The organism is Epilithonimonas mollis, from assembly GCF_900142325.1.
Taxonomy (GTDB): Bacteria; Bacteroidota; Bacteroidia; order Flavobacteriales; family Weeksellaceae; genus Epilithonimonas; species Epilithonimonas mollis.
The window spans coordinates 579,548-591,493 of the sequence record NZ_FRAM01000001.1 but is presented as its reverse complement, the minus strand read 5'-3'; the positions used below and the strand labels follow the sequence as shown (position 1 = coordinate 591,493).

Here is an 11,946-nt window from a genome sequence, read left to right as displayed (position 1 = left end):
TTGTTAGCTTGATGAGGGTTATCATTGTGTTTATAATTGTTTTAGAGACACACATCGATGATACATTTGTTTCCGTCTTTTCAGAGAAGGGCAACACGCACAAATGTCAATTGATAAAAACACAATGATCCCGCCGTCAAGTAGAGGTGCTGCAAATAATTTTGTAGTGTCTCTTCTTTTTGTGTTGTCAGTTCTCTTCTCTAATCCATTATTGGCTAATAACTTCAATACGACAGAGACGTCTATTAAAAAGGATTCCGCTGATATCCCGAAGCAGGAGCCGGGGATCATGTATATCTCATCCGGTGCTACACTTGTTGGCGGAGACAAACTTTACAATGCAAGAATAATTAATGCTGATTCCCAGCAGGTCTCTTTTGCAAGCCGGCACAAAAAAATAAAGCCAAAACTCAAACCGAAAGATGATAAGCCTATCACCAAACGGTATTCTTCAACACCTCCCGTCGATAACTTGCCCAAATATCTCCCCAGCCATACGCTGGAGAAATCATCGTTCCGGTCTGCGTTTTCAATTATTCTGATACAGAATCAGAATCCTGCGAAAAAATACTTTCTTTCCAAACCTGTTTTCTCATGCCCCTATAATATATCTGGTATATGCACTTCCGGAGTCGGCCGCTTCTTTTACGAGATGAAGGGTGCGCAGGCCTCTCCGGTTCTATGCACTGACAGAGGCCCTCCGGGCCGGGCCTGATATATGATACCTGCACTGGCAAAGGGTGGAGGTTGTAACTCAATATGCAAGCAGCGGAACTCTGCTGAAAGAGCCCGCACCGCTTTGTCGGATAAGCCACTCACAGTAGCATAGCGGCTGCGGGCGGTGCAGATGCCAGGGAAGGAGCACTGCAGACGCCCGTGAGGAGCACCTCCTCATTAACAAGAATTTTTATAAACATTTGAAGATTAACATGAAAAAAAATATTATTATCATAGCAGCAATTGGCGTTATGCTTTCTGCTACAACCATCGTCCGCGCACAGACCGGGCGTGTGGGAATCAATACGGATATCCCCAATGCCACTCTTGATGTTGCAGGGGTACCAGCAGACATTACCAAGACAGACGGTCTCATAGCGCCGAGACTAAAGGGGTCTGAGCTGAAGGCGAAGGATGCACTCTATACAGCTCCCCAGACCGGGGCGATCGTGTATGTTAACGAAGCTCTTTTACCGGCAGCCACCACTGCTAAAACAGTGAATGTGACGGCTGTCGGCTATTTCTATTTTGACGGCGTGCAGTGGGTAGCTCTCAAATCCGGTGGTGCAGGCGGAGCAGAACCATGGAGGGTGCAGAATACAGCTACGGAAGCTACTGCAAACACCCAGAATATCTACCAGGCAGGGAAAGTAGCCGTCGGAACCGGCTTTGATGCTGCAGTTTCCGGTTACCAGTTCGAGGTAGCAGGAGGTTACAGGATGCAGACATCGGACGGTACTTCTACATTTGGTACCATGTCTACAGATGCCTCCAAGGCTATTTCCACATACAGTGGGAATGCCACTAACACAGCGTTGACAAGCCTGGCTCCTGCTACTATTCTTAACTCTATTGTCAAGACAGGCCAGTCCAATATCTTTCATCAGATGTATGATGACGGGCATTTCGACTTCTACGGTACCAACTCGACGACCGATTCCAACTGGGAGATGTACGGAAAAATAGGGGCAGATGGAGAAGACCATTTGAGATTTAAACACAGGCAGGCTTCAGGTTCCGGTGATAACAGATGGTCTTCGGAAATCTTTCTGAACAAAACTTTAGGTAATAGTTTTAAATTTTACACCAACACCGGGATCCAGGGTAACTACATCTTCCCGCGTACCAACGGTACCGCAGGACAGGTGCTGATGACAGACGGAGCAGTAGCGGCTACAGGTGCTCAGCTTTATTGGGGGACTCCTGCCGGAGAAACCAATGACTGGCATATCACAGGAAATGCAGGAACCACAGCGGGAACTAATTTTCTGGGCACTACTGATGACGTAGATTTGGTGTTTAAAAGAAATAACGTAGTGTCTGGAGTATTAAAATCTACATCAACTAGTTATGGTGTGGGATCTCTTCCTCTTACCTCTACGGGTGACCGAAATTCAGCTTTTGGTTTAAATGCTTTGAGCACAAACACTACTGGTTCTGCCAATACAGCATTTGGTATAAGAGCGCTTATGGATAATACTACTGGAGGTGGAAACACAGCTTTTGGTGTAGATGCTTTAGCAAATAATCAAACCGGATTAGCAAATGTTGCAATTGGCAGCGTTGCTGGAAATGGTATTGTTTCAGGTAGTAGAAATATTAGTATTGGAAATAGAACTATGTCCGTTGCAAACGGTGTAAATGATAACACAGCTATTGGACACGATTCTTTGCTTGGATTAACAACAGGTAATTCAAATACTGCAGTAGGAAACACTAGTGGAGCAAACATTACCACGGGTAGCAATAATACTACTATAGGAAGTAATGCTGGTGTTCCATCTGCTACAGGTAGCAACCAGGTAAGGATAGGCAATACTGCGGTTACCTATGCGGGCGTTCAAGTAGCTTGGACGGTAACTTCTGACAGAAGACTGAAAGATAATATTAAGGATTCTAATTTGGGATTGAACTTTATCAATCAACTAAGGCCGGTTTCCTATGTCCGTAAAAATGATGAAAGCAAAAAGCCAGAGTACGGCTTCATCGCACAGGAGTTACAGGAAACACTTAAAAATAATGGCGTTACCAGCAGTGGTATCGTTAGCGAAGCAGATGATTCTACACTTAGTGTACGTTACAATGATCTCTTTGCACCTCTTGTAAAAGCGGTACAGGAACAACAAAAGCTGATCGAAGACCAGCAGGCAATGATCCTGAAGCTTCAGCAGAAGGTCGATGAGCTTGCGAAGAAATAAGCAGGTGTTTTCTAAATATACAATTGCAGCATGCGGGATAGAGATATCCCGCATCTGTGTTTTATGGAGCACTATAAAAAAAGGAACCCGCAGCTGAGTCTGCAAGTTCCCCGATTCACAATATCCTTCTAGCGCGATATTGCTACATTGAAAAATCTAATTATATGAAAAAAGTTATTGGTTCTAAATCTTTGTGGCTAAGCTGAAGATGAGGTTCAGATCGTCTTTCACAACGATCATTCCGCCCATTTTCTTCGGTGGTGTGATATTGAAATCACTGAATTTTACATTCTTCCTGCCGACCAGCCGGTTATTCTCTACATCAAACTCTATATTGTATCTTTTGCTTTGGTTCATCATCCTGACTTCTACAACAGCAACAATGCTTTTTTGTGTTTTGATGAAGTTGATGAATCTGATTATCATATCGGGATATTTATCAGCATTCAGTATTTTTTGAAAATCTTTCGTCATCATTCTGTTTCCGCAGTCGAAGTCGGTTACCTTTAAAATGATGTTGGGAAGGTTTTTGTCAGAGAATGTGTATGCACCGGCTTCCGGTTTGAACTTGTTATTGATGCACTGAAACTTGTTGACATTGGTGCTGCCGTTGATCTGAACAAAGTTTTCCTGAGCTTTTGCGAAAAAAGTAATGAATCCGAAAAGCAAATAAAGAAGTTTCATAATCTTGTTTTTAAAAAAACAGAGAAAACCCGAGAGCTTCCTCTGCTCCTGTTAACTGAATATTAGAAAGAAATCACTGCTTCTATCACATATCCTTTGAATTCTCCGCCGTTAAAAATACTTTTGGCAGGGTATCCGTCATGTTTCTGGTTGACATATTCTGCTTTTGCAAGGATGTTTTTAGTCATGAACCAACCACCTCCGATGTTGTATCTTTTGACAGTAATGTCCTCTCCTGTAATTAGCTTACCATCTGCTTGGTTATAACGTCCTCCAAAATAGAAGCTGTCTTCTGTTCCGAAACGGTATAGTAATTCTGCTGAATATTGATTGTATGTTCTTCGGTCTTGTTCAGTCAGGTTTCTTCCTGATACTGTTTCATAAGTTCCGAAGAATTCTAATCCTTTATAGCGTACGAACGGGTTGATCATGATCGCTGTCATTTTGTTGACAAAATCCGGAACCACTTTGGCTGAGTTCAAAGTTGCTGCACCTGTGTTAGCTGCACCTGTAGAAGCCACTTTTTCACTTTCCAGTACGAAATAATATCTAGAACCTGCTCTATCTCCGTTGTAGAAATCCAATCTTGAACTATTAGCGTTGTTGTAGATAGATCCTGTTAGTCTGACTCTCAGATCAGGATTGATCTGTTTGTCATAGCCTAGTTTTGCATATAATGATGGAGCTGTTCCGCTAGTCGCTGTCTGATTAAGTCTTCCATTGGAAGCACCCACCATTCCTATGAAACCATCTCTTCTATAATATACTTCCATGAAAGGGAAAGTAGCATATGCGTCCATCAGAATGTTACCTGCTATAAATGGATTGGTTATGGAATAAGCATTGTCTGTTCTTCTGAAGTGGGCATCACCATAATTCATTTCGTCTTGCCCTATTTTGATTGTTGCATACTTCATGACGTCCTTCAAGAAGTCTTTTTTGATAAAGTCTAACTTGTCGATCTGCAAATATCCTCCTTTTACATAAGTTTCATTATGGTGTCTGGAAGAAAGAAAAGTACGCAGGTGCAAGTTAACACCGTCATATAATGCGACATCGATATCCAAATTGGCTGTTGGTAAATTGAAGTTATTGCTGATTTTGAACAATTCATTCGCATTCACACCTGTAGAAGGGGTAATTACAGGAACAGCAGTGTTTTTATGGCTAAGTCCTTGAAACTGTAATGCAAATGCCCCGCCTATTTTTACTCTTAAATGGTCAAAATTGGTTACTGAATCTTTTTTAGGTTCAAAGGCATTGATGGATCTTTTATCACTAGGATTGAAATTGTCCAGTTGATACTCTTGTGCAAAGCCAAGATTTGTGATTGCTAAAGCTGCGATGAAGCCGGCTTTTAAAAGATTTCTTTTCATGATAACAGAATTTTAATATTTGTATAATTAATTTGTTGCACTGATATTAATATTAATGGTAATTTCGTCCCCTGTTTTGATGGTTCCCATCATGAAACTTGGTGGTTTGATCCCGAAAGCAGACATTTTTAATTTTGTGCTTCCTTTGATGATATAAGAATTACCGTTTTTGGTCACTGTCACAGGAAACTTGATGTTTTTAGTTGCGTCTGTGATGGTAAGGTTTCCACTGATCGTTGCAGTTCCGCTTGTTGGCAAAGACGCTGTGGTGAAAGTAATGTCAGGATATTTTGAAGCTTCAAGCGATTTGTAAGCGTTTTTATCCATTGCGGTTTCTTTACTTTTCAGGGATGTTGTCTTCAATACGAACTTTACATCGTTGATCGTGGTTCCGCTTGCATTGCCGGAGAATGTTGCCTGCGTAGAGGTCATATTCCAGTCGTGAAGTGTAGAAGTTCCGTCGATTTTTATATTAGAACTTTGGATGGATAATTTTTGAGCATTTGATAATTGTGCAAAACCTAAAGTTCCTATTGCTAAAGTCAACTTGATTAGATTTTTCATTGTTTTCATTTTCGTAAATTTTAATTGTTATAATTGTGTATCTTTCATTATTGATAGGACAAAGGTAGAAGGATAATAATTATATAACAATTTTATTTGGATGACAAAAATCTTATCATTATCTTTCATTATGATATTGATAAGTTTTTTAAATAATACTTATTGATTTTATCTTATTTCAAATTATTTATTTGATAACAGAATATTGTTTATAAGTAAAGAATGATTAAAAAACATACATGACATTTGTTAGGTTATTAATTAATGATGAAAATCAGTATCAATATTTTTGAATATTTATAAAATTTGTTAATTTGTTGAGGATTTGCTAATTTTGTATGACGGATATCATGTTATTAAGACGGTTAGGCTCAGCTTCAGTGTGTATTGGCTGATAATGATAAATAGCTTTACTTTGAATACTATAATTTTTACTGATGCTGGAGTTTTTACAAACTGAACTTTTCTGGGAGACCAAAATACTGAAACGCAATGCATTCCTGAAAATTTCTGGAACTATTGATACCAATGTTTATTTCGTAAAAGAAGGAAGTATAAGGATTTTCATTGAAGATGAAAACGAAGAACGGATTATCCGTTTTGGATATAAAGGGAATATTATCGTTTCACTGGATTCTTTTTTGTCCGGGAAACCTTCGGAATTTTATATTCAGGCTATTAAAACTACAACGGTTAAGGTGACCTCTAAAAGAGATCTGTATGAGTTTATCCAATCAAATAACGAGAACTTAAAACTCTGGAATTCGGTTCTTGAAGATTTGGTTCTGCAGCAGATCGAGCGTGAAAAAGATCTTTTGTATGCTTCTCCGAAGATCCGCTACGAAAGAGTGCTGAAACGAAGTCCAAAGCTGTTTCAGGAAATCCCGAACAAATATATCGCAAACTATCTCAGAATGTCACCGGAAACATTATCGAGACTGAAAAAATCTTGACTTCAGTCAATCTTTTTACTCATGAGTTTTTAGACTTTTGTAAAAATTACTGATAATGAAAATCAAGGTTAATCAATTACTTAGCGAGCTGAAAACAATGACAGAAAATAATATTAAAGCTGCCGAAACATTGCTCAGTCAGAGTAATGAAAATCTGAATACCAGAAAATCCGAAAATAGCTGGACTGTTTTGGAATGCCTGGAACACCTCAATTTTTACGGAAAATTCTATCTCCCGGAAATCGAAAACAGAATCAGGAAAAGCCAGTTTCCATCAAAGAGTCCTGACTTTAAAGCAGGAATTGTTGGTAACTATTTTACTGATATGATGCGCCCTAAAGAGAAACTAAAAAAAATGAAAACATTGAAAACTGCCAATCCGATTCATAAACTGTTGGACAAATCGGTAATCGCTGAGTTCATTGGTCAACAACATACAATGCTGCAACTATTAGAAAAAGCAAAAACAATCGATCTGGAAAAAACAAAAACATCTATCAGCATTTCAAAGCTGATTAAACTAAAATTAGGCGATACTTTCCGCTTTGTGATTTATCACAATTGGAGACATGTCAGACAGGCTGAAAATATTTTAAGTATTATTTCTTTAAAAGATTGATGCTCACGGTTGCCAGTTCAGACTCCGGAAATTTCTTGAAAAGATTTGTGTCAGGTTCCAGTCCGGATTCTTTGCATATCCTGTGAAAAACATCCACTTCCACAATGTATTGATCAGAAAATCCGTGCGTTGCATCATAAGCTGTTGCTGCGGTTAACCCTATGTTTTTGGAAGTGATTTCCGGCGACAGCGTATGCAATTCAATCAATAACAACCCGAATTTTTCTACATAAGGTGTCCATTTTTTGAGATGATTCATAAGGTTTTCTTCAACATCTTGATTAGATAATCGTTTTCCCCGGAAAGCAAAAGCACCGGTTGATGTGCTGACTCTATCAGTTCTGATTTCCAATACTTCTTCCCAAATCCGGTTGTGATCCAGGAAAGTCCTGATATTCAGCAAATCGCCCAGTTCAATATTATAATCTGACTGAAGATCTTCCGCCAATTGTTTCGGATTTCCGATATCGCCCCAGATCACTTTTGCCCAGATGTCATTTTTGATAAGATTGGCTCTGGTGACTTTCAGTGCTGCCTGGTTATAATCTGCACCAACCAGAAACAACGGATTTTCTTCAAGATGTTTGCCTCGCAAGGTCTGTCTTTCTATTACTTCATACAGATGCTGCAAAAGTGCGCCATTTCCGCATCCCATATCCAGGATTCCTTTTGGCTGAACATTCAGTGGACGGTTAAAAATCTCGATGATAAATTCATCGATTACTTTGAAATAAGTCAAATGTGCACCGCCGCTTCCCCAAACGTTCATCTCTCGGTTGACGTGGATTTCGTCTTCGCCATCTTCAATTTCCCGGATTTCTGATGCTTTTCCGAAGATCAGGTTATTCAGCTTTGAAAACATCGGCAGATAAGAAACCGTCACGCCATAAGCAGTTGCACGCCTTGCAAAAAACAATCCTGTTTCTGTGAACTGGAAATTATTTCCTTTTTTAGAAAACCAGCCGAGCTTTGCAAGATAGTCAAGGATTTTCCCAAAATAGTCCGGGTTTTTATGAAATTCTTCGGCGCTGAAACTCGCTTCCATGAAGTATTTATGAAACATGCCGCTCATTCCCAGCTTGATGATGATGGGACCTACCAAAGCACCTTCGATATGTTTTTGAATTTGATAATTCAGAGAGGTCTCTTCTGTATTTTCATTCAGAAAAGAATTATATTTTTCAAACAGCTTAATCCATTTTTTACATAGATTTTCTGTCAGTTCTTTTGAGTTGATAACGTCATCGTCGGCCAGAAAATCAGCTAAGTCACAATAGATGTTCTGATAAGAAAATGCTTCTTTTGTTTTGGAGTTTGTTTTAATTTTAACAAGGTCAGCACTATTAACAAGGTTATAATCCAGAAAACCCTGAGATGCCAAAACCCGTAACGCAACATTCAGATAACCTTCGTTAGCATCAGATTTTTCATTGATTTCAGAAAGTTCGTGATGGTCTTTTGTAAGTATGAAATCCAAAACTTTTTTCTTTGATAATGCCGAGATTACAGGGGCAGTAACGATGCCGTCCAAATGTCTGAAAATAGATTCACGTAGTTTTCTCTTATCCATATAGCAGTTGATTTTCTGTTTTTGAAGATAAATATTTTTTCAAATTAATAGGCATTTAATTTTTATACATCTTTATTTGGTTTAAATAATAAAGACATTCAGAATTTAGTTATCTTTAAAAAGTTCAAAACGAATAACTATGACGAAACATCAGCAACGGGTGAGAGATGTTTTTCACTTTTTTGATAATAATGATACGGTTTTGGGATTCCGGAAGTTACTGGATTGTGCGATGGATACTCAGGATATGGGTATTTATAAAACGGCAGTCGAACTTACGGACTGGAAAGAGAAGAATCCTGACAATACTTATGATTTAACAGAAAAAAGCAGACGTTTTCTTGCGGAGATCGAAATGGTAGAGGTAAAAGAATATCCGACTGAAATTGCCGTTTTGAAAGCGAACGATATTCAGAAGTCTTACGGAAGCAACCGTTTTTCGCTTGGTCCTGTTTCTCTGGAAATCAAAAAAGGCCAAGTCTATGGACTGGTTGGCGAAAACGGAAACGGTAAAACAACCCTACTCAGGATTCTTGCTAAGGAAATTTCTTATAACAAAGGAAATCTCAAATATCAATTCGATTCCGTTCCGAAGGATGAATTCGATCTGAGAACAAAACTGATTTACATCCCGCAAAGGACGGAAAAATGGTATGGAAGCCTGAAGGATAATCTGAAATTTGTGCTTTCAAATTATGGCGTCAGTCCTGAAGAAAATGAAATCAGAACCTTGATGATGATTGCACGTCTCGGACTTTGGAATTATAAACATTTGAAATGGAGTGAGTTGTCTTCTGGTTACAAAATGCGATTTGAACTTGCCAGAACTTTGCTGAGACAGCCGGAAATCCTTTTGCTGGATGAACCTCTGGCGAATCTCGATGTTCTTGCTCAGCAAGTAATCCTGGAAGATCTGAAAGCAATTTCGAATTCAGTCAATAATCCAATTGCTTTGATCCTCAGTTCCCAGCAACTGTATGAGGTGGAAAAGATTTCGGATAAAGTCATCTTTCTAAAGAACGGAAAATATCAGGACAATGAAAGAAAATCAACCAATGAAAATCTGAATCTCATTGTAGAGATAGACACGGACAGCTCCAGGGAAGAATTGCTACAGGCATTGCAGAACGAAAACCTGGAAAAAATGAATTTTAATGGTGGGATTTTCGTAGCTTATTTCCGTCCGGATACCGAATTTTCCAATGTTCTGTCTGCGCTTGGAAATTCAAAAATCAAGGTAACTTACATCCGTAATATTTCAACTTCCACACGTCGCTTCTTTGTGGAATAAAAACTTCTGATCCATGCAAAAAATTAATAAAATCAATCAATACCTACTGGAAAACTATCCCAGCATCTGGAATACAAGACTTGTCTGGATGCTGCTGTTGGGAATCGCCATTCATATTATTTTCTTTTTCATAGGCTTCGTGTCTCATGGCAGTCCATCCACATTGCAGCATACAAGAGCTATTGACGATTATTTCTCTACAGGACTAGTTTTTGTGCATATCATCATTTCTGTCCTGCTGATTGTCGGCTGGCTAATTTTTATGTTCAAGAACAATGCTTTTAAGAATTTTTATCCAGGTTCCCGGAATAAGCTTTTCTTAGAATTTTTACAGTATTTTATCATTGTTTTTGTTTCTACAACATTCTATTTCTCGTACATGACAGGGTTTCGTTTGTTTATCAATTATAAATACGATGACGAGACAATGGCGAAAAATGTGGACATTATCAATCGTTCGGTCCCGTTTCTTTCGCAGAATATAGAAGATTATACTTTGGAAAACCGACTGTCTCCAAAACCTTTTGTCGATTTTTACTGCGAGACAGACATTAACAAAATTGACAAAACCAAGAAATATTTTGTTTATCACGACAGGGTTTATCAGTATTTCAGGCTGTATCCGAAAACGGTAAAACAGACTGATGAGCGTGGTCAGTTTATCTATCCGGAAGAGGAAAAGAAGAACAAAACTGCATTGGCTTATTTCGAAAACAATAATGATGATAAATCCAGAACCTATTATTTTAAGCAGCAAGTCGAGGATTTGTCACAATATATCAAAACTGCGGCTCCGAGTTATTATAATTATTCTGCCGTTTTTTATGACAATGCAAATAACCCGTCAACCGATATCAGAAAGTATCGGTATGAGAATGATATTAACAATCTTAACAACAAGGAGATCTATAAGCAAAAGCAGATTGTAATCAACAGGGAAACCATTCGGATTCTTGAGAAAAAAAGCTCAAAGGAACTTGAAAAGCTCATGGAAGATTTTCTTGCTGTTTCCAGGGATTTTGATATAGCTAATAATCTGAATGCAAGAGATTGGTCTGCCATGGTTTATCATCCGGATACATTCGAGGTCAGGAGTTTTATTAAGTTGTACCAAACCAAACCGAATGAAATTTATGACCCGAATAAAGCGCCGGAAGGCAGATATGGTGATTATACAAAAACCGTTGTCGTGGATTCGGCGGCGGTCTCTTCGGATAATTACCTGAACGAGAATGGCGAAATAATGCAAGATACCATCAGTGCCAGAGATTTTAATCCGAATCTGGACAGGGAAGTATCTCCAAAAGATTATTTCAAAAATAATATATCAGGCTTCTATTATTACACTTCGGATCTCGAAACCTTTCTTGGGAATGTGGATACGATAAAGACGGATGATTTTTTCTGGGATGCTGTTCATCTTTACATCTGGATTGCATTTGCTTTGTCTGTTTTTATATTCAGTTTCAGGGTGACGGATCTGCGTTCGCTTTTGTTCAGTGTGATTTCTGCGGGCGTTATTATTCTGGCAGTTACTCTATTCTGTGTTGCCGTTGCTTTTACGTTTGGTTTCAAAGGTACTTTCTTCATTCTTTATACCATTCTTGTGGTGGGTCTTTTGATTTTGCTGATGCCTTTTATTACTGCCGGAAGGTTTCCGAAGGTTGTTTCATCAGTTTTTATGATCATCTCGATGATGGCTTTCCCGTTATTCATCTGGCTGATTTTCGGGATTGTGAATGAGCATCAGGTTGCCGGTTGCAGGAGTCAGGTTTATGTGTCTGATACTTATTTGAACTGCCGTGGAGTTCTGGATGATTTCGGGTTGAAAATCAGCTATGCAATGATCATGTTTACTTTTGTGTTTTTATATCTTTATACAGGTTTCATCAGAAAATGGAAAGCACTTCCGGAGTAAAAATACATGTTCATTTTTCGGTTGTTTTTAATAAGGAATACATTTTACATTTGTAG

Annotated in this window: 10 protein-coding genes; 6 read left to right on the top strand and 4 right to left on the bottom strand. The window is 38.7% G+C overall.

Annotation, left to right across the window (positions count from 1 at the left end):
* The first annotated feature begins 103 nt into the window (after window positions 1-103).
* Together BUA97_RS02640 and BUA97_RS02635 are read left to right on the top strand one after the other, a co-directional pair.
* Window positions 104-715 (top strand): hypothetical protein, encoded by a 612-nt coding sequence (locus tag BUA97_RS02640; RefSeq protein ID WP_072996304.1) that lies wholly within the window; start codon window positions 104-106, stop codon window positions 713-715.
* A gap of 214 nt (window positions 716-929) precedes the next feature.
* The gene (locus BUA97_RS02635) at window positions 930-2,915 is read left to right on the top strand and encodes a tail fiber domain-containing protein (RefSeq protein WP_072996303.1); all 1,986 of its coding nucleotides are present in this window, start codon (window positions 930-932) and stop codon (window positions 2,913-2,915) included.
* Window positions 2,916-3,098: 183 nt separating this feature from the next.
* On the opposite strand, the gene BUA97_RS02630 is transcribed toward BUA97_RS02635, so the two are convergent.
* The 3 genes from BUA97_RS02630 to BUA97_RS02620 form a co-directional block, all read right to left on the bottom strand.
* Window positions 3,099-3,599, bottom strand: coding sequence for a YceI family protein (locus BUA97_RS02630; protein ID WP_072996302.1), 501 nt, complete (start codon window positions 3,597-3,599; stop codon window positions 3,099-3,101).
* Between the two features lie 62 nt (window positions 3,600-3,661).
* Window positions 3,662-4,975, bottom strand: a complete 1,314-nt coding sequence (locus BUA97_RS02625) for a hypothetical protein (protein ID WP_072996301.1) — start codon at window positions 4,973-4,975, stop codon at window positions 3,662-3,664.
* 27 nt (window positions 4,976-5,002) lie between these two features.
* Window positions 5,003-5,539 carry a YceI family protein gene (locus BUA97_RS02620; RefSeq protein ID WP_175546165.1) on the bottom strand — a complete coding sequence of 179 codons (537 nt, stop codon included), beginning with the start codon at window positions 5,537-5,539 and terminating at the stop codon, window positions 5,003-5,005.
* Between the two features lie 437 nt (window positions 5,540-5,976).
* Here BUA97_RS02620 and BUA97_RS02615 point away from each other — a divergent pair, with 437 nt between their 5' ends.
* Together BUA97_RS02615 and BUA97_RS02610 are read left to right on the top strand one after the other, a co-directional pair.
* On the top strand, window positions 5,977-6,492 hold the full coding sequence (locus BUA97_RS02615) for a Crp/Fnr family transcriptional regulator (RefSeq protein WP_072996299.1): 516 nt from the start codon (window positions 5,977-5,979) through the stop codon (window positions 6,490-6,492).
* Between the two features lie 55 nt (window positions 6,493-6,547).
* Window positions 6,548-7,111, top strand: a complete 564-nt coding sequence (locus tag BUA97_RS02610; protein ID WP_072996298.1) for a DinB family protein — start codon at window positions 6,548-6,550, stop codon at window positions 7,109-7,111.
* Here BUA97_RS02610 and BUA97_RS02605 read toward each other — a convergent pair.
* Window positions 7,092-8,681, bottom strand: coding sequence for a class I SAM-dependent methyltransferase (locus tag BUA97_RS02605; protein ID WP_072996297.1), 1,590 nt, complete (start codon window positions 8,679-8,681; stop codon window positions 7,092-7,094). The two genes, BUA97_RS02610 and BUA97_RS02605, sit on opposite strands and share 20 nt — an antisense overlap.
* Window positions 8,682-8,820: 139 nt before the next feature.
* Between BUA97_RS02605 and BUA97_RS02600 the strand changes: the two genes are divergently transcribed.
* Together BUA97_RS02600 and BUA97_RS02595 are read left to right on the top strand one after the other, a co-directional pair.
* Window positions 8,821-9,972 (top strand): ABC transporter ATP-binding protein, encoded by a 1,152-nt coding sequence (locus tag BUA97_RS02600; protein WP_072996296.1) that lies wholly within the window; start codon window positions 8,821-8,823, stop codon window positions 9,970-9,972.
* A 13-nt stretch (window positions 9,973-9,985) separates the two neighbouring features.
* Window positions 9,986-11,890, top strand: coding sequence for a hypothetical protein (locus tag BUA97_RS02595; RefSeq protein ID WP_072996295.1), 1,905 nt, complete (start codon window positions 9,986-9,988; stop codon window positions 11,888-11,890).
* Window positions 11,891-11,946 lie beyond the last annotated feature (56 nt).

What these genes read in the sequence shown, in the direction of transcription:
- BUA97_RS02640 (WP_072996304.1), top strand. Translation starts at nt 104, where the DNA reads ATGTCAATTGATAAAAACACAATGATCCCGCCGTCAAGTAGAGGTGCT.
- BUA97_RS02635 (WP_072996303.1), top strand. Translation starts at nt 930, where the DNA reads ATGAAAAAAAATATTATTATCATAGCAGCAATTGGCGTTATGCTTTCT.
- BUA97_RS02630 (WP_072996302.1), bottom strand. Translation starts at nt 3,599, where the DNA reads ATGAAACTTCTTTATTTGCTTTTCGGATTCATTACTTTTTTCGCAAAA.
- BUA97_RS02625 (WP_072996301.1), bottom strand. Translation starts at nt 4,975, where the DNA reads ATGAAAAGAAATCTTTTAAAAGCCGGCTTCATCGCAGCTTTAGCAATC.
- BUA97_RS02620 (WP_175546165.1), bottom strand. Translation starts at nt 5,539, where the DNA reads ATGAAAAATCTAATCAAGTTGACTTTAGCAATAGGAACTTTAGGTTTT.
- BUA97_RS02615 (WP_072996299.1), top strand. Translation starts at nt 5,977, where the DNA reads ATGCTGGAGTTTTTACAAACTGAACTTTTCTGGGAGACCAAAATACTG.
- BUA97_RS02610 (WP_072996298.1), top strand. Translation starts at nt 6,548, where the DNA reads ATGAAAATCAAGGTTAATCAATTACTTAGCGAGCTGAAAACAATGACA.
- BUA97_RS02605 (WP_072996297.1), bottom strand. Translation starts at nt 8,681, where the DNA reads ATGGATAAGAGAAAACTACGTGAATCTATTTTCAGACATTTGGACGGC.
- BUA97_RS02600 (WP_072996296.1), top strand. Translation starts at nt 8,821, where the DNA reads ATGACGAAACATCAGCAACGGGTGAGAGATGTTTTTCACTTTTTTGAT.
- BUA97_RS02595 (WP_072996295.1), top strand. Translation starts at nt 9,986, where the DNA reads ATGCAAAAAATTAATAAAATCAATCAATACCTACTGGAAAACTATCCC.